At 64.8% G+C, this 24701-nt stretch carries 25 protein-coding genes and 1 pseudogene; 13 read left to right on the top strand and 13 right to left on the bottom strand.

All coding sequences use genetic code 11. From position 1 onward, the window contains the following. Positions 1-94 precede the first annotated feature (94 nt). Together RO009_20230 and RO009_20235 are read left to right on the top strand one after the other, a co-directional pair. On the top strand, positions 95-1522 hold the full coding sequence (locus tag RO009_20230) for a GMC family oxidoreductase (protein ID MDT3687364.1): 1428 nt from the start codon (positions 95-97) through the stop codon (positions 1520-1522). A gap of 104 nt (positions 1523-1626) precedes the next feature. Continuing rightward, entirely contained in the window at positions 1627-1959 is a 333-nt protein-coding gene (locus RO009_20235) for an ATPase inhibitor subunit zeta (GenBank protein MDT3687365.1), read from the top strand. Here RO009_20235 and RO009_20240 read toward each other — a convergent pair. Both RO009_20240 and RO009_20245 read right to left on the bottom strand, forming a co-directional pair. Then, positions 1954-3255 carry a terminase family protein gene (locus RO009_20240; GenBank protein MDT3687366.1) on the bottom strand — a complete coding sequence of 434 codons (1302 nt, stop codon included), beginning with the start codon at positions 3253-3255 and terminating at the stop codon, positions 1954-1956. The genes RO009_20235 and RO009_20240 overlap by 6 nt on opposite strands. Next, positions 3215-3778, bottom strand: coding sequence for a hypothetical protein (locus tag RO009_20245; protein MDT3687367.1), 564 nt, complete (start codon positions 3776-3778; stop codon positions 3215-3217). Before RO009_20245 ends, RO009_20240 begins: the two co-directional genes overlap by 41 nt. Before the next feature lie 348 nt (positions 3779-4126). Here RO009_20245 and RO009_20250 point away from each other — a divergent pair, with 348 nt between their 5' ends. The 4 genes from RO009_20250 (at position 4127) to RO009_20265 (ending at position 7022) form a co-directional block, all read left to right on the top strand. Further along, entirely contained in the window at positions 4127-5524 is a 1398-nt protein-coding gene (locus tag RO009_20250; GenBank protein MDT3687368.1) for a peptidoglycan-binding protein, read from the top strand. A 194-nt stretch (positions 5525-5718) separates the two neighbouring features. Next, positions 5719-6102, top strand: a complete 384-nt coding sequence (locus tag RO009_20255) for a hypothetical protein (GenBank protein ID MDT3687369.1) — start codon at positions 5719-5721, stop codon at positions 6100-6102. A gap of 84 nt (positions 6103-6186) precedes the next feature. Further along, positions 6187-6504 (top strand): hypothetical protein, encoded by a 318-nt coding sequence (locus tag RO009_20260; GenBank protein ID MDT3687370.1) that lies wholly within the window; start codon positions 6187-6189, stop codon positions 6502-6504. A 299-nt stretch (positions 6505-6803) separates the two neighbouring features. After that, positions 6804-7022 (top strand): hypothetical protein, encoded by a 219-nt coding sequence (locus tag RO009_20265; GenBank protein ID MDT3687371.1) that lies wholly within the window; start codon positions 6804-6806, stop codon positions 7020-7022. Between the two features lie 90 nt (positions 7023-7112). Here RO009_20265 and RO009_20270 read toward each other — a convergent pair whose 3' ends face one another. Continuing rightward, a complete protein-coding gene (locus RO009_20270) occupies positions 7113-8072 on the bottom strand; it encodes a 1-phosphofructokinase family hexose kinase (protein ID MDT3687372.1) in 960 nt (319 codons plus the stop codon). A 51-nt stretch (positions 8073-8123) separates the two neighbouring features. Between RO009_20270 and RO009_20275 the strand changes: the two genes are divergently transcribed. The 3 genes from RO009_20275 to RO009_20285 are packed head-to-tail and all read left to right on the top strand — an operon-like array spanning position 8124 to position 12201. Continuing rightward, on the top strand, positions 8124-9668 hold the full coding sequence (locus tag RO009_20275; protein MDT3687373.1) for a thymidine phosphorylase family protein: 1545 nt from the start codon (positions 8124-8126) through the stop codon (positions 9666-9668). Beyond that, positions 9665-10582, top strand: coding sequence for a ribose-phosphate diphosphokinase (locus RO009_20280; GenBank protein MDT3687374.1), 918 nt, complete (start codon positions 9665-9667; stop codon positions 10580-10582). The genes RO009_20275 and RO009_20280 overlap by 4 nt, the downstream gene beginning before the upstream one ends. After that, the gene (locus RO009_20285; protein MDT3687375.1) at positions 10579-12201 is read left to right on the top strand and encodes an MBL fold metallo-hydrolase; all 1623 of its coding nucleotides are present in this window, start codon (positions 10579-10581) and stop codon (positions 12199-12201) included. The genes RO009_20280 and RO009_20285 overlap by 4 nt, the downstream gene beginning before the upstream one ends. Before the next feature lie 55 nt (positions 12202-12256). Here the strand turns inward: RO009_20285 and RO009_20290 are convergent, their stop codons facing one another. The 4 genes and pseudogenes from RO009_20290 to RO009_20305 all read right to left on the bottom strand — a co-directional run bounded on the left by RO009_20290 (position 12257) and on the right by RO009_20305 (position 14159). Beyond that, complete coding sequence (locus tag RO009_20290; protein MDT3687376.1) at positions 12257-13276, bottom strand: LLM class flavin-dependent oxidoreductase; 1020 nt, start codon at positions 13274-13276, stop codon at positions 12257-12259. A gap of 170 nt (positions 13277-13446) precedes the next feature. Then, a complete protein-coding gene (locus tag RO009_20295) occupies positions 13447-13797 on the bottom strand; it encodes a helix-turn-helix transcriptional regulator (GenBank protein ID MDT3687377.1) in 351 nt (116 codons plus the stop codon). After that, positions 13778-13969, bottom strand: a complete 192-nt coding sequence (locus RO009_20300; GenBank protein ID MDT3687378.1) for a type II toxin-antitoxin system RelE/ParE family toxin — start codon at positions 13967-13969, stop codon at positions 13778-13780. The genes RO009_20295 and RO009_20300 overlap by 20 nt, the downstream gene beginning before the upstream one ends. Before the next feature lies 1 nt (position 13970). Beyond that, positions 13971-14159: pseudogene (locus RO009_20305) on the bottom strand (hypothetical protein). Positions 14160-14365: 206 nt separating this feature from the next. Here RO009_20305 and RO009_20310 point away from each other — a divergent pair. The 3 genes from RO009_20310 (at position 14366) to RO009_20320 (ending at position 17822) form a co-directional block, all read left to right on the top strand. Next, positions 14366-14818: a cupin domain-containing protein gene (locus RO009_20310; GenBank protein ID MDT3687379.1), complete on the top strand. Its 453-nt coding sequence runs from the start codon at positions 14366-14368 to the stop codon at positions 14816-14818. A gap of 531 nt (positions 14819-15349) precedes the next feature. Next, positions 15350-16270 carry a pirin family protein gene (locus RO009_20315; protein ID MDT3687380.1) on the top strand — a complete coding sequence of 307 codons (921 nt, stop codon included), beginning with the start codon at positions 15350-15352 and terminating at the stop codon, positions 16268-16270. A 598-nt stretch (positions 16271-16868) separates the two neighbouring features. After that, positions 16869-17822 (top strand): DUF4344 domain-containing metallopeptidase, encoded by a 954-nt coding sequence (locus RO009_20320; protein ID MDT3687381.1) that lies wholly within the window; start codon positions 16869-16871, stop codon positions 17820-17822. 21 nt (positions 17823-17843) lie between these two features. Here RO009_20320 and RO009_20325 read toward each other — a convergent pair whose 3' ends face one another. The 6 genes from RO009_20325 to RO009_20350 all read right to left on the bottom strand — a co-directional run bounded on the left by RO009_20325 (position 17844) and on the right by RO009_20350 (position 23390). Beyond that, the gene (locus tag RO009_20325; GenBank protein ID MDT3687382.1) at positions 17844-18140 is read right to left on the bottom strand and encodes a hypothetical protein; all 297 of its coding nucleotides are present in this window, start codon (positions 18138-18140) and stop codon (positions 17844-17846) included. A 137-nt stretch (positions 18141-18277) separates the two neighbouring features. Beyond that, positions 18278-18670, bottom strand: coding sequence for a response regulator (locus tag RO009_20330; protein ID MDT3687383.1), 393 nt, complete (start codon positions 18668-18670; stop codon positions 18278-18280). A gap of 179 nt (positions 18671-18849) precedes the next feature. Then, the gene (locus RO009_20335) at positions 18850-19047 is read right to left on the bottom strand and encodes a hypothetical protein (protein ID MDT3687384.1); all 198 of its coding nucleotides are present in this window, start codon (positions 19045-19047) and stop codon (positions 18850-18852) included. 211 nt (positions 19048-19258) lie between these two features. Further along, positions 19259-20593, bottom strand: a complete 1335-nt coding sequence (locus RO009_20340; GenBank protein MDT3687385.1) for a globin-coupled sensor protein — start codon at positions 20591-20593, stop codon at positions 19259-19261. A 126-nt stretch (positions 20594-20719) separates the two neighbouring features. Then, positions 20720-21595 carry a class I SAM-dependent methyltransferase gene (locus RO009_20345; GenBank protein ID MDT3687386.1) on the bottom strand — a complete coding sequence of 292 codons (876 nt, stop codon included), beginning with the start codon at positions 21593-21595 and terminating at the stop codon, positions 20720-20722. Positions 21596-21746: 151 nt separating this feature from the next. Further along, positions 21747-23390 carry an MDR family MFS transporter gene (locus tag RO009_20350; GenBank protein ID MDT3687387.1) on the bottom strand — a complete coding sequence of 548 codons (1644 nt, stop codon included), beginning with the start codon at positions 23388-23390 and terminating at the stop codon, positions 21747-21749. A gap of 63 nt (positions 23391-23453) precedes the next feature. Here RO009_20350 and RO009_20355 point away from each other — a divergent pair, with 63 nt between their 5' ends. Beyond that, a complete protein-coding gene (locus RO009_20355) occupies positions 23454-24620 on the top strand; it encodes a DUF2336 domain-containing protein (protein MDT3687388.1) in 1167 nt (388 codons plus the stop codon). The last annotated feature ends 81 nt before the right edge of the window (positions 24621-24701 follow it).

Genomic DNA, 24701 nt, shown 5'->3' on the forward strand with positions numbered 1-24701 from the left:
TAGGATCGGCAACCTTGCTATCGTCCGGACTTCCGGGATTTTGCCTGCGCCTTTGACGCGGCGCGCTGGTCTGCTCTTGATGGCGGAGAGAACCATGACGGCGAAACATGATGTGATCATCATCGGCAGCGGCGCGGGCGGCGGCGGCGTCGCCTATCAACTGGCGACGGCCGGCAAGCAAGTGCTCCTCATCGAGCAGGGTCCGTTTCTTCCACGCAACGCTTCCACGCTGAGCGTCAGACAGGTGTTCGTGGACGGCGTATTCAAGAACCATACCGTTTGGCGCGACGGAAACGGAGGCGAGTTCGTCCCCGGCGAGTTCTACAACGTGGGCGGAAAGACCAAATGGTACGGTGCGGTGCTGCTCCGCTTCCGGCCCGTCGAGTTCGAGGCCGAGCCGGACTTTGACTTGCTGGGCTGGCCGTTCGGCTACGAGGAGCTCGAGCCCTATTACGATCAGGCGAGCGAACTTCTCAGGATCACCACGTTCAGGAACGAACCCGAACTCCAGGCATTGCTCGACAGGATCACGACCGCCGATCCGGGCTGGAAACTCGAGCCGCTGCCGCTCGGCCTGTCGAAGGACGTTCTCTCCAATCCGGAGGAGGCGAAGCATTTCGACGGGTTTGCGTCGCCCTCAGGCTACAAGTCGGATTCGGAACGCAACCTGATCGACCACATTCGGGACAAGCCGAATTTCAGGCTCATCGCCGGCGTTCCGGTGTCCGAGCTTGTTGCCGAGCCAAGCGATCCGCGCAGAATCATCGGTGTGAAATGCGCCGACGGCTCGGCGCATGAAGCGGAAGCAGTCGTGCTGGCCGCCGGTGCCATGACAAGCCCGCGCATTCTCCAGGACTATCTCCGTGCGAGTGGACTCACGCTGCCATGCAGCGACCTGGTGGGCGCAAATTTCAAGATGCACCTCAACTCGGCGGTGCTCGGCTTCTCGCCGTTCAAGGACGAAGATGTGCTGCGCAAAACGGCCATCCTTTTTAACGACAGGTTCCCGCATTCCTCGATCCAGTGTCTCGGCTGGATCGACGGCGAGCTTCTCGCCACGCAGGTGCCGCCGGAGATGCCGCGCTTTCTCGACGGATTCCTCGGCCAGCGCGCAATCGGGTTCTGGGCCACCACGGAGGACTCCTCCACTCCACATAACCGCATCATCTCAGGCGGCCCGGGCGGGCAACCGGTCATGGATTACAGCCTCGACCGCATGGAGACAGCGAGGAAAGAGCACAAAGCGCTGGTCGATGCCTGGATCGACCGCCTGCTGCACGCGGGCCTGGTCGGCTTCAAGAAATACATGGGCATGGCGGGCACTGCGCATGCGCTGGGCAGCATGGTGACCGGCAGCGATCCCAGGACATCGGTGATCGACCCGCACGGCAAGGTCCACGGTATGCAGGGCCTCTATGTCGGCGACGGCAGCGCACTGCCGCGCGCAAGTCGGGTCAATCCATCGCTGACCATCTATGCCTGGGGCCTGCGTTTGGGCGACCATCTTGCCGCTGTCGGGTAAGGCGCCGTCTCCGCTTCAGCCCGTCGAGAGCGCTAAAATTGCCTTGTTGTTCTGCCAACAAAGACATCGCCCTGCCGCGCACCAACCAGGATCGAGAGGCGCGAATGAGCAGCCTCGATGAACTCAAAAGAACCATCCGCCGCAACAAGCTCTTGGGCATGTGGGCGGCCGAAAAGCTGGGACTTTCCGATACGGACGCAGAGGCGTATTCGGATGCCCTTGCTGTGGGCACACTCGATCCCGAAGGCGGCGACGTGTTCGGCAAGGTCCGGAAAGACTTTGACGCAGCCGGCATCGTGCAGACGGACGAGCAAATCCTTGCGGTCATGACCGAACTTCTGCTGCAGGCCGACAACCAGGTCAGATCTGGAGACTGCTCCGGCGCCGCCGCGCTTGCGATCGTGCGCAATCTCACGTCGCGTTCCGGCGCGTCATAACGTCCTGATCCGCGGCCCCTGCCCCGCCCCGAAGCTCAGATGCGTCACCGCCCAGACCAGCGCATCGAGCCGGTCGGGCGAGCAGCCGGACGACAAACCATCGAGCCCGAAATCGCACATCTCGTCTTCGAGTTCGGGAAACGATCCCGCATGCTTCACCTTGCCCTGCTCGTACAGGGCCGCGACCGGCTCGGCGCGCAGCCATTTTCCCCGCTTCGCGTGCACCGCGGTCACCGGCACCGTGCGATCCTGTTCGGAAATCACCGCGCGCACCATGTCGCCGCCCTGGTTGACCTCGACCACCAGCGCGTCGGCCGAAAGCCGCCGCCACAGCGCGATCGCCTTCGCCGCCCACTGCGCGGGCGACAGCCCCGACGCGCTCTCGTCGGCGATCACATAAATCAGTCCGTTCTCCGCGCGCCCGGCGGCCACGAGACCACAGGCGTCGGCGCCCTTGCTTGACGACGCCGGCGGGTCGACCGCGACCACGATGCGCGCAAGCTGCGGCGCCGCATTCACCCGCGCCGCTTCGATCAGCGCGCGCGGCCACAGCGCGTCCGGCCGGTCCTCGATCAGCTCGCCGAGAATCTCCTGCCGTCCCAGCCGCGTGCCCTGATAGCGTTGCAGGATCGTGTCGACAAAGGCCGGCGCCAGAAAGCGGGCATTGTCGTGCGTCGTCGCCCGCGTCACCGCCGTGCGCGGATCGGCGATCAGCTTCTTCAGGAGCGGGATCGGCCGCGGCGTGGTGGTGATCACCTGCCGCGGCCGTTCGCCAAGGCGCAGTCCGAATTGCAGCATGTCGAAGGTTGCTTCGGCATGACGCCACTTGGCGAGCTCGTCGAGCCAGGCCGCCTCGAATTGCGGCCCGCGCAGGGAGTCGGGGTCGTCGGCGGAGAAGGCGGAGGCCACCGATCCATTCGGCCACTCGAAACGTTTGCGCTGCTGCATCCAGCACGGGGCGGGCCAATAGGGATTGACGCGCGACAGCCCCGAGATGCCTTCGATCATGATCTCGCGCACGTCATGCGCGTCTTCGCCGATGATCGCGATGTGCCGGTGCTCGCGTTCGGCGAAGGGCGGAAGTCCGAGCGCCTGCGCCGTCACCCATTCCGCGCCGGCGCGGGTCTTTCCGGCGCCGCGTCCGCCCAGCAGCAGCCAGGTCAGCCAGGGCGCATCGATTGATGGCGGCCTCTGGTGACGATGCGCGAGCACATCCCACTTGCGCTCCAGGTGATGAAGTCTGTTCGGATCAAGGTCAGCCAGAAATTTCGTTCTGTTGCTCGGCGATAAGAGCATCCAGCCGCGAGTGAAGATCGCGTCGCAGTTCGTCATAGTCCCGGACAAAGTCATATTCCTTCTGCGGCAGCGGTTGCGTCTGCTCGGCGCGCATGGCGGCTTGCAGCGTGCGTGAAAGCCCGGTGAGCATGCGGCTCACCACCAGCAGCCGCTGGTAACCGGCCGCATCGGTGCTGTCCCGCATGCGCTCGATCGACTCCAGCTGGTGATCGATCTCGCGGCGGAGACGCAGTGCCAAGGCTGCGGTCTCGGCCGGCTCGCGGTCGCTGGCGACAGGCTGCAGCGCCGCACTCACCATCATGTGCGGACTGGGCGGCAGTGCCGGCTTCGGCTTGCGGGGAATGAACCTTCGTCCGAGACGATCGACATGCTTCGGAACGGCGCCGATTTCGCGGATGCGCCTGACGAACGTGGCGCGGCACATGCCGCAGCGGGCGGCAAGAGTCTCATAGGGTGTCTGTCCCGCCTCGACGTCCTCTACGACCTGCGGCAACAGAGCCTCGGGAATTTCCTTGCGTCGCATGTCGGCTTTGCCTCCGGGTTTTCCCTGCATGCAGGGCTGAAAATGCAAACGCCGGCGGCCCGCGGCTTGGAAAGCCACGGCGTCACCGGCGCATTTGTGGAGTGTGCGCAAACCCTATCAGAGCAGGGTCACCCTGTCAAGGACTTTTTTCCTGCCGCGATTTCCCGGCAGGAACCTTGTTCTTCATGACGCGCGCCTCTGTATGCGCCGCAACATTCGCAATCCGGCATGGTTCGGGAACGCTGCCTGCCGCCAAACGTTTTGTATCAGGCGCGGCATGCAGCAACGCATCGCGCGTATGACTTCCCGATGGGAACCACATGATACGACATAAACGGAGGCCCTCACATGAAGAAGGCAGCATTGTTAGGTACGGCTGCGCTTTTCGCCAGCGTGACGCTCGCGGCAGCGCAAATGTCATCGCCGAGCGGCGGCGGCGACAAACAGATGCCCGGCGCCGCCGGCGAGCGCTCGCAGGCTCCGGCCGGCGAAAGCGGTAAGGCGCAGGAGCGCGGCGGCGGCGCGGCGCGCGAGATGCAGCAGAAGGGCGGCGAATCCCGCGAAGCGCCCCGTGCGCAGCAGAAGCAGGAACGCCCCTCCACCACCGGTCAGGGCCAGCGCGACAGCGACAGCAAGCCGCAGCGTCAGGAGACGCAGCAGAAGGCCGATCCGCAGAAGAAGGATCAGCAGCGCGCGCAAGACCGCAAGCAGGATCAGAAAAAGGAACGCGCCACCACCGGTCAGGGACAGCGTGACCAGGGCCAGCGCGAGCAAGGCCAGCGTGACCAGAGCCAGCGTGATCAGAACCGGCAGCGTCAGGAGACGCAGCAGAACAAGGATCAGCAGCAGCAGGATCAGCGTGCGCAGGACCGTTCACCGCAGCAGCAGCAGGGCGGTCAGGCGAATATGCAAAGCGATGCGCAGGGCCGCGTGACGCTCAACAATCAGCAGCGCACGCGCATCCAGCAGACGGTTCTCGCAAGCTCCGATGTTCCGCGCGTCAGGAATGTCGACTTCGCCGTCCGCGTGGGCACCGTGGTGCCGAGCCACGTGCACTTCGTCGACGTCCCGCCGGCGCTGATCGAGATCAACCCGGCCTGGCGCGGACACAAATATGTGGTGGTCGAGGAGGAGATCATCATCCTCACGCCCGAACGCCGCATCGTCGCGGTGGTCCCGGTGGGACGCGGCCACGCCAGTGGCAGCAGCACCAGCGCGACGGTGGTCGAACTGCCGCCAGACGAGATTCGCATCCTGCAGCAAGTGCTGGTCGATCGCGGATTCTCGGTTGAGGTCGACGGCGTCTTCGGGCCGCGCACGCGCGAAGCACTGATTTCCTTCCAGCGGCGCGAAGGTCTGCAGGCCACCGGCCAGATCGATGCAAGGACGGTGACCGCGCTTGGCGCGCAGGGCCGCATCAACGTGTCCGGCGAAGCGCAGCAAGGCACTACGGGCAGCGGGCAGTCATCGCAGCAGCCGGGTGCGCAACAGCAAGGCCAGCAGCAGCAAGGTCAGCAGCCTGACACCAACCGGTCGCAGCAGGGCACGACCGGCAGCGGCAGTGGCCAGCAGTCGCAGGAGCCCGCGCAGCCGCAGCAAGGCACCACGGGAAGCGGCGGCAGTGAGCAGCCGCAAGGCTCTGAGATGAAGCGGCAGCCGGACGCCGGCAAGCAGCAGGCGCCAGGCGGTCGGAACTCGACGCCGCAAAACCGCCCGGCGCAAAGTCCGTCAGGCTCAAAATATTGATGTCTTGAATAGGTCGCGAGTGCGAAGCCCCGCCGTAGAACGGCGGGGCTTTTTTGCTGGCGGCCCGCCGCGACCCCGCGTCGCCGGCGCGATCATGGAGCATGCGCAAACCTTAGCGGAGCAGTGTCACGCGACCCACGGCGGCGCTGTGCAGAATCCTCAATTGTACACTTGCAGGCCGTGGAACATCCGCCTTGTCCCCGCGTTCATCGCTCATGCCGATTGTCGGACCCTTGCTGCTGGTGGTGGTTGCCACGATCACGGGCGTTGCCGCGGCGAGCTACCACGTCGCACAGGAACGCAGCGACCGCCTCTATGGCGACCTCGAGGCCGATATCCGCGAGACGTTGCGGCAACACGAGCTGCGCAAGATCGAGCTCGCCACGCTGGAACAGGTGCCGCCGGTCACGACCGGTGCGACCGCCAAGGCGTCTGACGAGAAGGTCCATGAGGACAAGGCGCGCAAGGCCAAGATCGGCTCCATCAAAAAGTGGGCCACCGGCCATCGGCGCGAGCGTTTCGTTCCGCCGGATTTTGCGCGCCTGCCGATCGCGATCATGCGCGGCTTCCTGCGCTGACAGTCCGGCGCGGCGGTGGGTCGCAATGTGAGGTCCGCGCGTCTGCTCTATGATATCTTGAGGACACCAAGCTGGGAGACTGGCATGGCCCATATCGAAAGCACTTCGCACAAACTCGTGCTCAAGCAAGGTTCGACAACGCTGACACTCGACAAGGACGCCGGCGTGGCGCTGCTGCAGCATAGGATCCTGCTGTGGAACAGGAAGCCGCTCACGTTTCCGCTTGCCGATATCGACGACATCGCGGTGAAATCGGAAAAAGACGGCCTCTCCGGCGCATCGATCTATCACAGCGTCCTGCATCGACGCTCCGGCGAGACCGCCGTGCTCACCACCGAGGAAGTGAAGGAGGCCGAGGCCACGGTGAGAACGCTGCGCGACTTTGTCGGGCTGCGGGCGTAACCGGCAGAAGCGCGGGGCGCCGCCAACTCCCTTCATTCCGTACTCGGGTTCGGCCGCCCGCCGACCCGAGCATAGGAGCGAACGCGCTGATCCGAGTTGATTGGAATTCGCTCTAAGCTGCTTTTCTTGAATCAAACTCTGAATCACTTCATAGGCCGCATGAAGCATCGCGTGGTGCGGGGATGCCGCCCGGCTCCCTGCGGCATGTGCGCGCTGTGCGCATCCGCGTCATGGCTGCGGCCGCGCGCCTCTGTGAGGCTTTCATCCTTCGAACAGCCCCCCGCCACTGAAGACCTCCGATGAGACTGCGCAAGCAAATGGTCAAGGAAACGGCCAAGGAAGCGTCCAAGGAAGCGCCCCAGGGTATTTCCAAGAGGCCGCCGAGGGGGCTACCGACGGAGCCGCCGACAACTCTCCTCGAATATGGCGTCTACGCGCTGGGCATCGTCATCCTCTGCGCGCTGCTGGCTGCCTTTTACTTTATCGACAAGCCCACGGCTTTCCGCCGCTTCTGGTAACGCGATACGCAAAACCCGAGTCCCGCGATTCGCTTGCGGTCAAGGACTGACTCACAATCTCAACCGCTTCATGCGTCGCACGAAGACTCGTTATGCCCGCAAAGGCGGAAACGCGGCCTCGCGCACCACGACCTGCGGCAGCAGGCGCGCGACATCCTCCAGCCGGCAGAGTTCGGTCCCTGGACTCAGGAGCGCCGCCGAGCCGGCCGCCACCGCGTATCGGAGCGCTGCGTCCGGGCTTTTGTTCTGCGCCAGCGCCAAGACCATCGCGCCGGTGAAGCTGTCGCCCGCCCCCACCACGCTCACCGCCTCGATCGGCAAACCCTCCGCGCGCCAGACCCGGTCGCGGCCGATCAGCAGCGCGCCCTCCGGCCCGCGCGTGAGCGCGATCAGCTCGACGAGACCAGCGCCAATGAGCTTGCGCGCCGCGCGCACCAGGGCCGCGTCGTCGCGCGACGTCTCTCCGGTCAGTTCACAGAATTCGCGCCTGTTCGGTTTAATCAGATAGATGCCGCGCGCCACCGCCGCCTTCAGCGCCGCGCCCGAACTGTCCACCACCACCTTCGCGCCCCTGGCTTTGGCAATGTCGGTCGCGCGTGCGAAGAAATCCTCCGGCAGCCCCGGCGGCAGGCTGCCGCTGGCGACCAGGAAGTCGGGCGCAGGATCGGCACTCTGAAGCCACGATAGACATTCGTCCGCTTCCGCCTCGCTCAGCGCCGGCCCCGGCAACAGGAAGCGATATTGCCGGCCGGTCGAGTCCTCAAAGACCGTAAAATTCTCCCGGGTCTCCTCGCGTGCGGCAATGACCAGGCTCTGCACCCCCTCCTGATCAACCAGACTTCGCAGCAACCCGCCCGCAATTCCGCCGGCCGGATAAATCGCCGCGACCTCGCCGCCGAGCCGCTTCACCGCGCGGGCGACATTGATCCCGCCGCCGCCCGGATGGCGGCGTGCCGGCGCGCAGCGCAATTTGGTGAATGGCTCGATCTTGCCTAGTTTCGTTGAAATATCGATGGCCGGATTCGCGGTCAGGGTGATGATCTTGGTCAATGGCGCTTCGTGCTCGGAAGATTATGAGTTCATGGAAGAGAGCTTGATAGCATGACTGACAACGGCACGTCGCGCCCGCAACTGAAGATCCGACGGATCAATCTTGATACCGGGCGGGAAAACGTCGCAGTGATCTCGCGCCGATCAAAGGCGCTGCGGCCGGAGGTCTTCCGCGGGTTCAGCCGCGTCGAGGTGCGCCGGGATTCGAAGGTGCTGCTGGCGACGCTTCTGATCACGGACGATGACGCGCTTGTTGGCCCCGACGAAATCGGCCTGTCGGACCCCGCCTTTCGCCGCTTTGGCTGCCCGGCCGGAGGATTCGCGAGCGTGACGCCGTCGGCGCCGCCCGCCAGCATGGATTCCGTCCGCGCCAAGATCCAGGGGCGCACCCTCACCGGGGGGGAGATCGCCGGCATCGTGAGCGATCTCACGCATTATCGCTATTCGGATATGGAGATCGCCGCATTCCTGTTTGCCTTCGCCAGCTTCACCACCAGCGACGAATTGCTGGCGCTCACGCAGGTCATGGCCAAGACCGGCACGGAGCTGCGTTGGGACACACCGATCGTCGTCGACAAGCATTGCATCGGCGGAATTCCCGGCAATCGCACCTCGATGGTCGTGGTGCCGATCGTGGCCGCGCACGGGCTGATGATTCCCAAAACCTCCTCGCGCGCCATCACCTCGCCCGCCGGCACCGCCGACACTATGGAAGTGCTCGCCCGCGTCGATCTCGGCGTCGACGAGATGAAAGAGGTCGTCGGCGCCTGCAACGGCTGCCTGGTCTGGGGCGGGCATGTCAATCTGGCGCCGGCCGACGACATTCTCATTTCGGTGGAACGCCCGCTGAGCCTCGACACCCGCGAGCAGATGGTGGCCTCGATCATCTCCAAGAAGCTCGCTGCGGGATCGACGCATCTCCTGCTCGACGTGCCGGTAGGCCCGACCGCCAAGGTGGCCAATGCCACCGAAGCCATGCGCCTGCGCAAGCTGTTCGAATTCGTCGGCGACCGTTTCGGCATTTCCATCGAAGTCGTCACCACCGACGGCCGCCAGCCGATTGGGTCGGGCATCGGGCCGGTGCTGGAGGCGCAGGATGTCATGGCGGTCCTGTCCAACGATCCCGCGGCGCCGCCCGATCTGCGCGAGAAATCGCTGCGGCTCGCCGCGCACTTGCTGGAATACGACCCGAAGCTGCGCGGCGGCGCCGGCTATACGCGCGCCCGTGACTTGCTGGCGAGCGGCGCCGCCCTCAAGCAGATGCAGAAGATCATCGATGCGCAGGGTCCCTCGGTCTGCCGCACCGATCTCGGCACGCTGACCATCGACGTGCCGGCGCCGGCCGACGGAATCGTCATGTCGATCGATTGCCTGCGGCTCAACCGCATTGCGCGCACCGCCGGCGCGCCGATCGACAAGGGCGCCGGCATCAGGATTTTCAAGAAGATCGGCGACCGCGTGGAGCAAGGCGAGCCGCTCTATCGCATCCATTGTCTTGACCAGCCTGAGCACGGGCTTGCGGCGGCGGCGGCCAGGAGCGACGCAGGCTATGTGGTCGACGGGCACCGGACGCGGCAAGGCGACGCACAGCCGTGACCGCAGCCCTCATCCATGCCTTGTCGTCTGCGGCCGGCGACGCCAAACGGCTGGGCGACTCGCTCGGCATCGCCACGCATGACATTGCCGTTCACGGCTTTCCCGACGGCGAATTGCGCGTGACGGTCGCCGCCGCCTCGCCCGTCGCCATCGTCTATGCGCCGCTTGACAGGCCGAATGACAAGCTCATCACGATCCTGTTCGCGGCCGAGGCCTTGCGGCGCAATGGCGCGCGCCGTGTCATCCTGGTTGCGCCCTATCTCTGCTACATGCGCCAGGACGCCGCGTTTCGCGCCGGTGAAGCGATCAGCCAACGCGTGATCGGCCGGCTGCTCGCCGATGCATTCGATCGCATCGTCACCGTCGACGCGCATCTGCATCGCACGCGCGATATTCGCAAAGTGTTTCCGGGCGCGGAGGCGGACGATCTGTCGGCGGTGCCGGCGATTGCCGCCGCCTTGCGAAAGTCCGGGCTCGATCCGGCGACCATCGTCGTGGGACCGGACTCTGAATCCCGCGCCTGGGTCGGCCACCTCGCCGCCGAGCTCGGGCTTGCCGCGACGGTGGCCGACAAGCGGCGGCACGACGACCTCTCGGTCGACATCACCTTTGCCGACACGGCAAAGCTCGCGGAGCGTCCCGCTTTGCTGCTGGACGACATCGTCTCCTCCGGCGGCACTCTGATCGCATGCGCGAATGCGCTCGGCGCGGCCGGCGCGCGCTCGGTCGACGCGATCGTCACCCACGCCTTGTTTCCGATGGACCTGATGCCCTCTTTCAAAGCCGCCGGCATACGCTCGCTGCGCTCGACCCACAGCGTTCCGCATCCCACGAACGCCATTCCGCTCGATGATATTCTTGCCGAAGCGCTGCGCGGCGAGCTTGTCGACCGCGTCGCCGGAGACATGCCATGACGGTGACAATCCGCTTTTGCGGCGCGGCGCGCACGGTCACCGGCTCCGCCTTTCTGTTCGAAAACGGCCACGGCCGCCTCCTGGTCGATTGCGGGATGTTTCAGGGCTCGAAGACGCTGAAGGCCCTGAATTACGGCGACTTCCCGTTTCGGCCGGCTGAGATCGGCGCCGTGCTGCTGACCCATGCGCATATCGATCACAGCGGCCTGATCCCTAAGCTGGTGAAGCAGGGCTTCGCCGGACACGTTCATGCCACGCGCGGCACCATCGACCTGTGTTCTTATCTCCTGCCGGATGCCGGCAGCATCCAGGAATCCGAAGTATCCTCGCTCAATTACCGCAACCGCGCGCGCGGCCGTTCCGAGGTCACGCCGATCTACACCCAGGCCGACGCCATCTGGACGCTGAATGCATTCCGACCGGTCGATTACGAAACCTGGTTTTCACCCATGCGCGGCGTGCGTGCGCGCTACTGGAATGCCGGCCACCTGCTCGGATCGGCCTCGATCGAGCTCGAATTTGAGAACGAAGGCAACAAAGGCGAGGCCTTGCGCATCCTGGTCTCCGGCGATATCGGCCCCGATTCCAAGCTGCTGCAGGGCGAGCCCGAGGCGCCGGCCGGATTCGATTACGTCATTTCCGAATCCACCTATGGCGACACCGACCGCCCGGCGGTGACCGACGATTCACGCCGCGCGCATCTTGCGGCGGAAGTGCGCGACGCCGCCGCTTCCGGCGGCGCCTTGCTCATTCCCGCCTTTGCCGTCGAGCGCACCCAGGAATTGATGATCGATCTGATCAGTCTGATGGAGCGCGGCGAGATTCCGGCGGCGCCGATCTTTCTCGATTCGCCGCTCGCCATTCGCGCGACCGAGGTCTTCCGCCAGCATGCCGCCAGTCTGGAGGGCGGCGCCGACCTCGCCCGCCTCTTCAACTCGCCGCATCTGCGCTTCACCGAAAGTGTCGAGCAGAGCAAGGGGATCGAAAAGCTCTCCGGCTTTCACATAATCATCGCCGCCAGCGGCATGTGCGACGCCGGACGCATCCGCCATCATCTCAAGCGCTGGCTCTGGAACCGCAGCGCCACCGTGCTGCTGACCGGATTCCAGGCGCAAGGCACGCTCGGGCGTTTTCTCAACGACGGCGTCAAGGCCGTGCGCATCCAGGGTGAGGAGATCAAGGTCGCCGCCCGCATCCGGCGCATCGACGATTATTCCGGTCACGCGGACGGTCCGGAGCTCGCGCGCTGGATTGCGTCGCGCCGCGCCATCCGGCGCGGCGTGTTTCTGGTGCATGGCGAGGAGCCGGCGCTGGCCGGCCTTGCGGAACGCATCGTCGAACGGACGGTGCCCGCGGCGCGCATCTTCATTCCGGTGCTGGACGACATCTACGACCTGTCGAGCTCGGCGCCGACGGCGCTCGACGTGTCGCACCGGCGGCGGCTGTCGCCGGAATCGGTGGTCCGGCTCGACTGGCACAATGAGATGTCCGAGCTCATTCTCGACATCAATGAACGCATCGAGAAGGCCGCCGACGACCGCGCCCGCGGCGTCATCATCCGCCAGTTGCGGCGCGCGCTGGAAGAGAAGCCCGGACCCCGCTCGAAACGCAGTTCGTGAGGGCGGATTATTCGCTAATCCGCCCTACGGTCTACGGTCATGCAAGACGGCCACCTCACCGCCAGCCCAGCCCCGGCGCGACATGTTTCAGGATCGCTTCGATCACATGCGCGTTGTAGTCGACGCCGAGCTGGTTCGGCACGGTGAGCAGCAGCGTGTCGGCTTCCGCGATCGCCTCGTCCTCTTTCAACTGCGCGATCAGCTTGTCCGGCTCGGCGGCGTAGCTCCGTCCGAAAATGGCGCGCTCGGTCGCACTCAAGAATCCGATCTGGTCCTCGCTCTGATCGCGCCCGAAATACATGCGGTCGCGGTCGTCGACCAGCGCGAAGATCGAGCGCGACACCGACACCCGCGGCGCGCGTGCGTGCCCCGCCTCTGTCCACGCCGCGCGAAAGAGCCTGATCTGCTCCGCCTGCTGCACATGGAACGGCTTGCCGCTCTCGTCGATCTTCAGCGTCGAAGATTGCAGATTCATGCCGAGCTTGCCCGCCCATTGCGCCGTCGCGTTGGTGCCGGCGCCCCACCAGATGCGCTCGCGCAGGCCTTCCGAATGCGGCTCGAGCCGCAGAAGGCCGGGCGGGTTCGGAAACATCGGCGTCGGATTCGGGCGCGCAAAGCCTTCGCCCTTCAGCACTTCGAGCAGCACCTCGGTGTGACGCCGCGCCATGTCGGCGTCGCTCATGCCTTCGGGCGGCGCGTAGCCAAAATGACGCCAGCCGTCGATCACCTGCTCGGGAGACCCACGGGAAATGCCGAGCTGCAGCCGCCCGCCGGCGATAAGGTCGGCTGCACCCGCATCCTCCGCCATGTAGAGCGGGTTCTCATAGCGCATGTCGATCACCGCGGTGCCGATCTCGATGCGCTTCGTCTTCGCGCCGATCGCCGCCAGCAGCGGAAAAGGCGATGCGAGCTGGCGGGCGAAATGATGCACCCGGAAATAGGCTCCGTCGGCGCCGAGCTCCTCGGCCGCGACGCTGAGCTCGATCGATTGCAGCAGCGCGTCCGACGCCGAGCGCGTCTGCGATTGCGGCGACGGGGACCAGTGGCCGAAGGAGAGGAAGCCGATGTGTTTCATGCGGATGTTTGAGAAGTGAGGCGGTGGCTGGCCGCCTTATCTAATGCAAAATCTGAATTGGAACAGGGCCGCGTCCTCACCTCCACCGGAAAGGGGGAGGTCGGCGCGAAGCGCCGGGTGGGGGTCCAGAGCCGCATCCTGTAACGGCCGCATGGATGTGTCAGCCGCCATCACGCCGCCACCACGCTGATGCGCGCCGCGGCGCGTGAGCGCGGCTTCTTGCGAATGACGATCTCGACATCCTGGTCGAGCGCCGTGAGCAGCGTCATCAGCCGCTCCACCGAAAATCCTTCGAGCTTGTAGTTGCGGAGCGCCGACACCTTGGGCTGATTGAGGCCGAGCTTTGCCGCGGCCGCGGCCTGCGTCAGGCGTTGCGCATCCATGATCGTGTTCAGCGCGTAAGCGAGCCGGAGCTTGGTCTGCCGCTCGTCGGCGTCGGCGAATCCCAGATCCGCGAACACGTTGCCGCTGCCGCGGGCGATCTCGCGCGTCTTGTCCTTGTCAGCCTTCGCTCTTGCCATGACGGGCCTCATAGTCCTGTCGCGCGAGCTTGAGTCGCCGCGCGATCAGTTCGATGTCGGTGCGCGCGGTTCTTATCCCGCGCGGCGACTTTTTCTGGAACGCGTGCAGCACGTAGACGACCTGCCGAACGTACCGTATAGACCGCCCGGTAGGTATCGCCGTCGAAATCATCGGTCATCTCGAACACACCCGGACCCTCGCCCTTCCAGGGCTTGGCCTTTGGATGCTTGCCGCCAAACTGAGCCAGTCCAAGCGCGTTTCCGATCTCGCGCTGGACCGGCAGCGGAAAGGCGAGAAAATCCTCTTTTGCTGAGCCGACCCAATCGAGCGGCTTTTCGCCGACGGCGAGACGCAGGCGCATGAATATATATCCCAGAATTGGGATGATCGCAATGATGATGGCAAGAGTAATGTTCTTGTTTTGTTCTTAACATGAAAAACTGCAATATCCAAGACATTCACAGTTCTGATCTGTCGCACACCATCGTTTCATCAATGCCGCCACGTCCCTGGAAACAAGACGAACGCACCACGTTTTCCCTGCACGATCTGTGGAAAGGAAAAGACATGAGCGACAGCAGGGAATTTGTTCTTGCAGGCGTCGTCATGAAACGCCTCTTGTCGGGAGAGCAGACTGCAGGGCAGTTCTGCCTGTTCGAGAACTCCAGCGCCGGCAACACGACAACGCCGATCCATGTTCACGCCGAGGACGACGAGACGCTCTACATGATGGAAGGCGAGCTGACGGCTTTCCTCGACGGCAAGCCACGGCGCCTGACGGCCGGCGAGAGCCTCTTCCTGCCGCGCGGCATTCCGCACCAGCTTGTCAACATGAGCGGCAAGCCTTGCCGATACATCCTGATCGGGACGCCCGCGCTCTTCGAGCGGTTTGTCGCGGCGGGCGGCCATGAACGCCAGCCGGACGAGGTCGCAGGGCCGCCGACACAAGCGGAGATCGCGCGTCTGCGCGAAGCTGCGCCACGGTTCGGCATCACCCTCCTCCCGGATTGGCCCAAGTGACGCAAGGCGTAGCAAGCGAGGCGTAACTCGCCATCCCACGCTTGGATTGGCGGATTACGCTTCGCTAATCCGCCCTGCGTTCGCGCGTGCCACGCCTCAACGGCGCCGTTTGTTCTCGACACGCACCGGATTGGGATCCGCGGCAATGTCGATCAGCCCACTCAGGATGATGTAGGGAAACCAGAACAGGAAGGGCATCACGTCTCTCCATGACCCCCTTCGTGCGTATGTCATCAACGCCATATCTGCCCTGCCGTTCCGCAGGAACAGCGGACATGAAGTTGCCGCAATCCCGCTCGGCATAATTGAGGCCATTCGAGCGAATTCCCGGCCGGCATTGAATCGGACTGTGAATCGCTTCAACCATCCTCTGAGCATGTGCGAACGCGCATCGGCCTGGTGTGGTGGTTCAAGGCCGCCTCATGACGTGCCGCACAATCAAGCGAAATTTGGATTACGCACGAGCGCGCCGCACTTGCCTGCTGCTGGCATTGGGTCTGAAATGCCGCGCACCCATACCCGGAGTCTCCCATGTCCTGGCATCCCACCGAAGACCCGATCCTCGGCGACACGCGCTCCTGCAACGCGCTCGAGCTTGTCATCGTGCCGCGCGTGCGCGATCTCGGCGACGGCTTTCAGGTGCGCCGCGCGCTGCCGCATGGCCGGCGGCAGATGGTCGGGCCGTTCATCTTCTTCGACCAGATGGGGCCGGTGCAGTTCATGGACGGCCAGGGCATGGACGTGCGCCCGCATCCGCATATCGGGCTCGCCACCGTCACCTATCTCTTCGACGGCCGCGTCACCCACCGCGACTCTGAAGGCAACGCGCTCGACATCGTGCCGGGCGAAATGAATCTGATGACCGCCGGCCGCGGCATCGCGCATTCGGAGCGCACGCCCGCCGACGCACGCAATCCGCAGACGAAGATGTACGGCATCCAGAGCTGGATCGCGCTGCCGGCAACGCATGAGGAGATCGATCCCTCGTTCCAGCATTTCGCGGCGGATAATCTGCCGCTGGTCACCGACAGCGGCGTGACCGCGCGCGTCATCGCCGGAAAAGCCTTCGGCCAGACCTCGCCGGTCGGCATGGTATCGGACTGGCTTTACGCCGAGGTGCTGCTCGATGCGGGCGCGCAGGCGCCGCTCGATCCCGATACCGAGGAGCGCGCGATCTATGTCGCCGACGGCGAGGTCGAGATCGCCGGCGACAGTTTTGAAGGACCGCGCCTTCTGGTTTTCAGACCCGGCGACAGAATCACGGTGCGCGCGAAGACGAAAGCGCGGATGATGTTCCTCGGTGGCACCGCGCTGGAAGGCCCGCGCTACATCTGGTGGAATTTCGTCTCCTCGCGCAAGGACCGCATCGAACAGGCGAAGGAAGATTGGAAAACCGGCCGCTTCTCGCCGGTTCCCGGCGAGCATGAATTCATCCCCCTGCCGGATAAGTGAGTGCCGATCACGACGTTTTGCGGGTCCAGCCGCCTCATGATCTGGATCAAAAGCGGCGTGGGCTCTTCAATTAGACTATATTTGTAAAGCCAACTTCGGCCCGAACCGCGGGCCGTACAAATTCCTTGCTGTCTCAAGAGACAGGCAAGAAGGAGGACAAACAGATGTCCAGGAAAGCTTGGCTAGCTGCGGCGGTAGGTTTACTCGTCATCGCGAGCGCCGGTCCTGTTGCCGCACAGACGACGCGCCCCGAAAATCCGCCGGGGGCCCGACCTGAAAATCCGCCTGGTGCGCGTCCCGAAAATCCGCCCGGAGCGCGGCCGGAGAACCCGCCGGGAGCGCGGCCGGAGAATCCGCCCGGCGCACGTCCGGAGAATCCACCCGGACAACGACCGGAAAACCCGCCCGGACAGAAACCGGAAAATCCACCCGGCAAGAAGTGATGGACGATAAGTGACAGAGGCTCCGAATCGCTCTTCGCGACCGGACATTTCCTCAGATGCAGCAAGAGCGCTTCATCTCATTGCGGCCGGGCCTCGCGTCCGGCCGCAATTTTGCAGCCTCGCAAAATAGAAGCTCGCGTTTGGCAAGACGTGTCATGACAATCGCCGTGAGAACGCTCGCGCTCCTTTGTACCGCCGCATCTTTACTTGCGCAGCCCGCGCCTGCGTATGAGCTGAAGACTGGTCTGAAGACTAATCAATTCGACTATGAATATGTCGAACCGAAGAATCCGGCGCATCGTCAGATCCACGAGACGATGAGGGAGAAGCGCGTTCTCGAGAGCTTTCAGGAGTTCCTTGCCCCGCTCCGCCTGCCTATTCGCATTACATTGAAACTGGAAGGCTGCGATGGCGTCGCAAACGCCACCTTCTGGGACAGCGCGATCAAGGTCTGCTACGAATATATCGAATATCTCCGCAGCCAGGCGCCCAAGGCGCAAAAATGGGGACTGACTGTCAGGGATTCGATGATCGCGCTTGTGGTTGACGTCTTCCTGCACGAGGTCGGACATGCGGTGCTGGAGGATCTCGACATTCCCTTCTTTGGGCGCGAGGAAGACGCCGCCGACTATTTTGCGAGCTATCTGCTGCTGCAATTCTCCAAATCCGATGCCCGCCGGCTCATTCTCGGCACCTCGTTTCTCGGCGATGCCGAGTCGATGGAGCGGCATATGAGCGCCGGCGAGCGGGAGATGCGATCCATGAAAATGCAGATGGTCGCGGACCCGCATTCCCTGCCAGGGCAGCGTTACTTCAACCGGCTCTGCATGGCCTACGGCGCCGATCCTGCTCTATTCGCGGATGCGATCAGCGTCGGCGGGCTGCCGGAAATTCGGGCGAAGCATTGCCGTTACGAGTACCAGGCCAATGCGCACGCCTTCAAAAGCCTAATCGCGCCTTACATCGACGAGGAACTCCAGCAGCAGGTGATGGCACGCAAGTGGTTTGAATTCGAGACGCCCGCCGAAAGCATGGACAAGCCGGCGGACACTTCGGCGGCGCCCGCCGGCGACGGCACCAAGGCGTTCAAGCGTTCAAACAACAAGTGATCCCGTCAGAAGCCAAAAGTCCTACGCGGTTTCCGACTCGCCCGGCGGCTCCAGCCGGTCGCGCAACTCGCCGGTTTCCCTCACCGTTTCAATGACGGTCTCCGCGGCGCGCGACAGCGTTTCCGACACGCTTCTCTGTTTGGTCTTGCGCACCGTTCTGCGCGCGGGCTTCGCCGCCTTGCGCCGGCTCGCAACCTTTTTGCGAGCCTTGGCCTTTCCGCGCCGGGCCGATGCGGCGGCCTTTCGCGCTGGCCTGCGCGCGCTTTTCGCTTTTGCCAGGGTCTTGCGCTTTGCCTTCTTCTTCCGAGCTTTCGCCATGACGTTCCCCCTCAGCCCATTCTTCGTCAGACTAGAGCGCGCCGGCGCGCCGCGCCAGCCAAAGTCAGACTGTCGAGAATGTGCAATGCCGGCTTGATGCGGGTCAATGCCGACCGGGCAAGATGCCCCTGCGTGGATCAATGCCGCGACTGATCCGTCGCCTTCCCGGCTTCGACCAGCAGATCGAGCGGACGCCACGGCTTCTGCAAATGCGCGACATCGCGCGGCAAGGCGCGCAGGCGCTCGGCTGTCATGCCACCCGAAGTCGTCACGATCCGCACCTTCGGCCAGCGGCGCCGCACCTCCTTCGCCAGATCAATTCCGTCGCGCATGCCGGCAAGATTGAGGTCCGTGAACAGGAACAGGACGTCCTTGCCCATCGCCTCGAGGACGGACAAAGCCGCCTCGGCGCTGTCGCATTCGATCACCTTGAGTTCGCATTCCTCCAGCAACACGCCAACCAGTTGCCGCTGGGCGACATCTTGTCCGACGATCAAGGCGCTCGATTGCGAAGGATAGGCCCGGCCCATGCTCGGCCTCCTCTATGCTGCATGCCGACATGCAGTGCTGCGCTCCGCACGCGTATTGTTCTCAACGTCTGCGCGCCGCGCATTGTTTCAGAGGCCACGAAATTATTCAAATTTCCTCAATCAAAATTGCCTGGCTCTGGGTTTGCCGGCAACATCTCTGCCTCCCCCACTACCATTTCTCAGCCGGCTGACGTCCCGTTCAGCCAGTCTTCATTCGCGGCAAGACTCAGCAAGGCTTCCCGCATCTTGAGAAGCCGGCCGCGTTCGGTCTCGTCGGCGTCCGGCATGTCCGCCTGCGCCGCGCATTGCATCGCCATCCGCCGAAGATCGGCGGCAGATGCGGCAGCAGGAAAATGGTTGGATGTTTCAACACGCATGGCAGCACCCCTTGTCCTGGCTGCAGGCAGGAGCGCAACGCATCTCTTGATCACCGCCATCCCCAGGACCCTCATGGTTTTCAAGTGTGGCACGGGGAAAAGCGCCGTGGCGACTTTATCTTTGGAGGTATGTCTTTGCGGATGATCGCTGCGGCGAATGCGCGCAGCGCGCGCAGTGTCACGCTCAACCGAAAGGCCTGACGGCCAAGTGTCAGGCCGCGCGCACGCTTTCGAAAAACGCGGCGACTTTCTGTTCCAGATCGGACGCACGCGAGGACAGGCTCTCGCTCAGCGTCACAACCTGCTGCACCACTTCCAGCGAGCGGCCGGTCGATCCTTCCACGGCGCGGACATCCTCGCTGGCGCGAACGGTATATTGCGCCGCCGCCTGGACCGAATGTGCGATGTCGCGCGTCGCCGCGGTCTGCTCCTGCACCGAGCTCGCGATGCGCCCCGCCATGGCGGCGATCTCCCGCACCGCCTGCGCCACCGAGCCGAGCTGGGCGGACACGTCCTGCGAGGCCTGCTGGATCGCCGCGATCTGGCGCGAAATCGATTCCGTCGCCTTCTCGGTCTGGTTGGCCAGCGCCTTCACCTCGCCCGCGACCACCGCAAAGCCCTTGCCGGCGTCGCCTGCGCGCGCCGCTTCGATCGTGGCGTTCAGCGCCAGGAGATTGGTCTGTCCGGCAATGTCCGAGATCATGCCGGCGACCGACTGGATCTGCTCCACCGCCTTCGACAGGGTGGCGAGATTTTTCAGCGAAGTGTCCGCATCGCGCGCGGCGCTCGAGGCCAGTTGCAGACTGCCCGTGCTCTGCACGCCGATCTCCTCGATCGACTGCGACAATTGCTCGGCCGCCGCCGCGCTCTGCTTCATCACTGCGGTCGTCGCATTCGAGGCTTCGGCCGTGGATTTCATGCTGCGCGAGGTGTCCTGCGCGGTCTGCCGCATCTCGGCGGAGCCGCGGCTGAGCGCGTCTGACACGCCCTTCACGGCGGCGATGGTGTCGTTGATGGTGGTCCGGAAATCGGTGATCGCCTGCTCGAGCTGCTGGCCGCGCGCCTGCGAGGCGTTGAGCGCGGCGTCCTGAATGAGCGTCATCGTGGTGGCGGCATCGAAGGCGAGCGCCTGCGACACCAGCTTGCTCGCCTCCGCCAGCTTGCGCGGCGAGAAGCGGAATCTCGCGGCGAGCGCGTCGATTGCCGCGCGCAGGATGATGTTGGCGACGAAGATCTGCGTGCGCGGCGTGAGACCGATCCGTTTGCGCTGTGCAGAAGCCTGCTGGCAGGATTCGATATAGCGGTTGTCGAAAACACCCGACAGCACCACACACATGTGCTTCAGGGTGAGGTCGCGGATCAGCTCAGCATGCTGCGCGAACACCGCGGCAACGCTCGGCATGTCCCGCTCGGCGGCGATGAACGCGTCGACCGCTTTGCTGATGGCCGGCTCGACCACGGGCCACAGCTGCGCAAGCCGCCGCCCGGCGGCTTCGTCGAGCCCGTAAAGGTGCAATCGTTCCTGAAAATGCGTGGGCAACTGCATCAAGAGAGCCAGCGATGTCCGGAAAAAGACCCCGTCCGGAAGACGCAGAAGCTATAGGCGCGGCCCGGTTAAGATTTTGTTTAGATTACCGCCGGCCCTGGGCGAGGCGCCGACCGGCGCTATTCCTCACCCCGGATTTGTCGCCGTCACCTTCCAGGAGCTTGAGTCCATCATGATGCCGTTGGCGCGGCGATACTTGACCAGCTCCGCCTTCAGCGCGGCCGCGATCTCGTCGTGGCGCCGCTCGGCGAGCGGTCCCGCCTCGCGATAGACCTCGCCCGCCGGCCCGATCGCGAGCTGAAACTCAACCGCATCGTCGACATCCCTGCCGACAAACACCTGCGCATCGACGCGCACAAAATCGATATCCTTGTAGCCCGCGATTTCGAGTTGCTTGGTGACGACGCCGGTATCGGCCATGGAGAACGGCCCGGGCCCGCATGTCTGCGCGTTCTCGCCGGGCGGTGGCAGGAATTGCAGCACGATCTCCTTGGCATGGCCGAGCCACGGATTGTCCTTGACGCCGCGCCAGACGATCATGGTCATGATGCCGCCGGGCTTCAGGCTCCTGCGCATGTTGCGCAAGCCCGCCACCGGATTCTCGAAGAACTGCGTGCCGAACCGCGAGAAGCAGAAATCATGCACCGGCTCGAACGGATAGGTCTGCACGTCCGCTTCCAGGAACGAGACGTTGCCGACGCCCGCCGCCTGCGCGTCGCGTCGTCCATAGTCCAGAAAGCCCTCGCAGCAATCGACCGCCAGCACCGATCCGGACGGCCCGACGCGGCGCGCGAGTTCGATCGCGGTGTCGCCGAAGCCGCATCCGGCGTCGACCACCTTGTCGCCTTCGCGCACGGCGAGCGAGGGAAACACCTTCGCGCTGTGCAGCGTCAATCCGTCGACCAGGATGTGGCGCCAGCGCACGAATTTGGGAACGAGGATCCGGTTCCAGAAATCGACATATTCGCTCTTGGGAGCCTGTGTGGTTTGCGCGATGCTCATGGACACCTCCCGGCGATCGGACCACGTTTCGACATCATCCTGCAAAGGCGTCGCGCGTCATAGCGCGCGGATCGCGGCGGGCATCACGATCACGCGACCGACGCGGAACACGTCTGGCGCCAGTCCGCCAGCCGCCCGCACTTGCAGGTCGTCAGCTGGTCTTCTTCGGAGGGGTTCGTCGCGGCTTGTCGGCGTCGAGCGGTTCCTGCACCGGTGTCGCCGGCGCGTCCGGTTGCGGCGGCTGCGCCACGGCGGGGCCGCGCAGCGGCTTCTGCTCCATGCCGACGATGAAGGCGAGCGCGAAGGCGAGCACCAGCGCCGCGGCGAGGAACACGAAGCGGAAGGCCTGCGTCAGGTTCGCTTCCGAGGCGGTGCGCGCCAGCATCTCCACCGACACGCCGGTCGCCCCGCCGATGCCGCCGAGCACGATGGCGCCGAGAATGGCGACGACCAGCGCCGCGCCGAGCGAGCGGAAGAAGTTCATCGCCCCGGTCGCGACCCCCATCAGCTGCCGGGGCGCGGCGTTCTGCATGCTCACCGTCGACACCGGAAACACGCAGCCGACGCCGAGCCCGATCAGCGCCAGCAGCATCACCACCAGCGGGATCGGCAATTGCGGCCAGATCGAGAGCGCCGAGAGCGCGACCATGGCGAGCAGCGCGCCGGCCGCCGCCATGATCTTGTAATTCTCCACATGCGTCATTGCCCGCCCGGTGAGCGTCGAGGAGACCACCGTCGCGCCCATCAGCGGGATCAGCGCGAGGCCCGACTGGCTGGCGGAAAGATGCACCACCACTTCGAAATAGAGCGGGATGAAGATGGTCATGCCGACCAGCGTGCCCATCGCGCAGGTGCCGGCGAGCGTCGCGCAGCGCACCACCGGATTGGCGAGCACGCTGAGCGGCAGGAACGGCTCTTTCGCCGCCATCAGCCGCCACGCGAACAAGGCCCACAGCGCGACCGAGCCGAGCAGCAGCAACCCGATCGGCGCCGACAGCCAAGCAAAGCGCGTGCCGCCCCAGGTCAGCGCCAGGAGCAGCGCGATCGCCGCCGCCATCATCAGCAGCGCGCCGATGATGTCGAGCGCATGCTTGCGCGGCTGATACGGCACGCGCTTGAGCACGCTGTTGGTCATGAACAAAGCCGCGGCGCCGAGCGGCAGATTGATCCAGAAGATCAGCGACCAGTGCAGATGCTCGGTGAGAAAGCCGCCGAGCACCGGCCCGCCGATCGAGGACGAAGCGAACACCGCGCCGATATAGCCCTGATAGCGCCCGCGCTCCTTCGGGGTGACGATGTCGGCGATGATGGTCTGCGACAGCGACATCAGCCCCCCGCCCCCGAGCCCCTGCAGCCCGCGCCCGAGAACGAGCGCGGTCATCGACGGCGCCAGCGCGCAGGCGATGGAGCCGAGGATGAAGATGCCGATGCCGGTCAGCATCACCGCGCGGCGGCCATAGATGTCGGACAATTTGCCGTAGAGCGGGGTCGAGGCGGTGGCAGTGAGCAGGTAGGCGGTCACCACCCAGGACAGGTTCTCGACATCATGGAAGGCGCGGCCGATGGTCGGCAGCGCGGTCGCGACGATGGTCTGGTCGAGCGCGCCGAGGAACATCGCCAGCATGATGCCGATCACGATCGCCCGCACCTCGGCATGGCTCAGCGGCGCGGCCGGCCGCGTCCCCGCCTTCGCCGCGGCGCGACCGGGCTCCTTGGCGGAAGGCGGCTTTTTCGGGCCTTTCGGGGGTTTTGCGCCGGTCATGATCAATAAAAGCAATGTGACGCGATTAAGCACTTCCTAAACGACTCCGCACTAGAGTCCTAATCCCCGTTAACGCTACCGACGGCAGAACGCCGCATGCCACCGCCGATCGCCTTCCTGCAGGACGTGCAAGCCGCCATCGCGCACGGATCCTTTGCGCGGCGCGCGGAGATTTTGCGCGCGGTCACCGACCTGTTCGTGGACCAGCACCCGCAATATTCGGAAGACGAAATCGAGGTCTTCGACGAGGTGATCGCGCTGCTCGCGGCCGAGATCGAAACCTCGGCCAAGGTGCTGCTCGCCTCGCGCCTCGCGCCCATTCCCAATGCGCCGGCGAGGACGATCAGGACGCTGGCCGCCGACGACACCATCGAGGTCGCCTGGCCGGTGCTCGCGCATTCGCCGCGGCTCGACGAGCGGGCGCTGATCGATCTCGCCTGCACCAAGAGCCAGCAGCATCTCCTCGCCATCGCGCGCCGCAAACATCTCTCGCCCACCCTCACCGATGTCCTGATCGCGCGCGGCGAGCGCCCGGTGCTGGCCGGGCTCGCCAGCAATGCCGGCGCCAGCTTTTCCGGCGAAGGCTATGCGACGCTCGTCGACAAGATCAACGGCGACCAGGATCTGATCGTGCGGCTCGGCACCCGCGCCGACATTCCGCGCCCGCTCTTTCTCAAGCTGCTCTCGCGCGCCTCCGAGGTTGCGCGCGCGCGGCTCTGCGCCGCGCATCCCGACAAGGCCGACGCGGTCGACGCCGCCGTTGGCGAGGCGACGCATCGCCTGCAGAACGAGGTGCGCGAGGAATCATCGCGCTTTGCGGTGGCGCAGGCGACGGTCGAGGCATTGCACGACAGCGGCCGCCTGCGCGACGCCGATATCGAGGGCTTTGCCAAGACGAGGAATTTCGAGCAGACCGTGGTCGCCCTCGCGCTCCTCTGCGATCTCGATGTCGGCGTTGTCGAGCGCGCGATGATGCACGAACAGGCGGAGACGATCCTGGTCTTCGTCAAGGCGGCGGGCCTGTCCTGGGCGACTGCGCGCGCCGTTCTCTTGATGCGCGCCGGCGAGGCCGGGCTGTCGGCGGCGGCGGTCGAACAGAATCTCGCAAGCTTCGAGCGCCTGAAGCCCGCGACCGCGCAGGAGCTGGTGCGCTTCTATCGCCTGAAGGAAGCGGCGATGTTTTCACGCAAGGCGAGCGTCGCCGCGCAACAGGCGGTGATGCGGCAGGTGGCGGCGGCGCCCATGCCGCAGAAGAAGCAGTAAGCGCCACTCATTTTATCCTCTGCCCCGTCACCCTGAGCTGCTCGACGCGCAGCGTCGAGCCTCGAAGGGCGACGGCCCGCT

Origin of the sequence: Pseudorhodoplanes sp. (genome assembly GCA_032027085.1) — a bacterium.
Taxonomy (GTDB): Bacteria; Pseudomonadota; Alphaproteobacteria; order Rhizobiales; family Xanthobacteraceae; genus Pseudorhodoplanes.

Coding starts and splice junctions, on each gene's coding strand:
- RO009_20230 (MDT3687364.1), top strand. CDS start 95: ATGACGGCGAAACATGATGTGATCATCATCGGCAGCGGCGCGGGCGGC.
- RO009_20235 (MDT3687365.1), top strand. CDS start 1,627: ATGAGCAGCCTCGATGAACTCAAAAGAACCATCCGCCGCAACAAGCTC.
- RO009_20240 (MDT3687366.1), bottom strand. CDS start 3,255: ATGCTCTTATCGCCGAGCAACAGAACGAAATTTCTGGCTGACCTTGAT.
- RO009_20245 (MDT3687367.1), bottom strand. CDS start 3,778: ATGCGACGCAAGGAAATTCCCGAGGCTCTGTTGCCGCAGGTCGTAGAG.
- RO009_20250 (MDT3687368.1), top strand. CDS start 4,127: ATGAAGAAGGCAGCATTGTTAGGTACGGCTGCGCTTTTCGCCAGCGTG.
- RO009_20260 (MDT3687370.1), top strand. CDS start 6,187: ATGGCCCATATCGAAAGCACTTCGCACAAACTCGTGCTCAAGCAAGGT.
- RO009_20265 (MDT3687371.1), top strand. CDS start 6,804: ATGAGACTGCGCAAGCAAATGGTCAAGGAAACGGCCAAGGAAGCGTCC.
- RO009_20275 (MDT3687373.1), top strand. CDS start 8,124: ATGACTGACAACGGCACGTCGCGCCCGCAACTGAAGATCCGACGGATC.
- RO009_20285 (MDT3687375.1), top strand. CDS start 10,579: ATGACGGTGACAATCCGCTTTTGCGGCGCGGCGCGCACGGTCACCGGC.
- RO009_20290 (MDT3687376.1), bottom strand. CDS start 13,276: ATGAAACACATCGGCTTCCTCTCCTTCGGCCACTGGTCCCCGTCGCCG.
- RO009_20295 (MDT3687377.1), bottom strand. CDS start 13,797: ATGGCAAGAGCGAAGGCTGACAAGGACAAGACGCGCGAGATCGCCCGC.
- RO009_20300 (MDT3687378.1), bottom strand. CDS start 13,969: ATGATTTCGACGGCGATACCTACCGGGCGGTCTATACGGTACGTTCGG.
- RO009_20310 (MDT3687379.1), top strand. CDS start 14,366: ATGAGCGACAGCAGGGAATTTGTTCTTGCAGGCGTCGTCATGAAACGC.
- RO009_20315 (MDT3687380.1), top strand. CDS start 15,350: ATGTCCTGGCATCCCACCGAAGACCCGATCCTCGGCGACACGCGCTCC.
- RO009_20320 (MDT3687381.1), top strand. CDS start 16,869: ATGACAATCGCCGTGAGAACGCTCGCGCTCCTTTGTACCGCCGCATCT.
- RO009_20325 (MDT3687382.1), bottom strand. CDS start 18,140: ATGGCGAAAGCTCGGAAGAAGAAGGCAAAGCGCAAGACCCTGGCAAAA.
- RO009_20330 (MDT3687383.1), bottom strand. CDS start 18,670: ATGGGCCGGGCCTATCCTTCGCAATCGAGCGCCTTGATCGTCGGACAA.
- RO009_20335 (MDT3687384.1), bottom strand. CDS start 19,047: ATGCGTGTTGAAACATCCAACCATTTTCCTGCTGCCGCATCTGCCGCC.
- RO009_20340 (MDT3687385.1), bottom strand. CDS start 20,593: ATGCAGTTGCCCACGCATTTTCAGGAACGATTGCACCTTTACGGGCTC.
- RO009_20345 (MDT3687386.1), bottom strand. CDS start 21,595: ATGAGCATCGCGCAAACCACACAGGCTCCCAAGAGCGAATATGTCGAT.
- RO009_20355 (MDT3687388.1), top strand. CDS start 23,454: ATGCCACCGCCGATCGCCTTCCTGCAGGACGTGCAAGCCGCCATCGCG.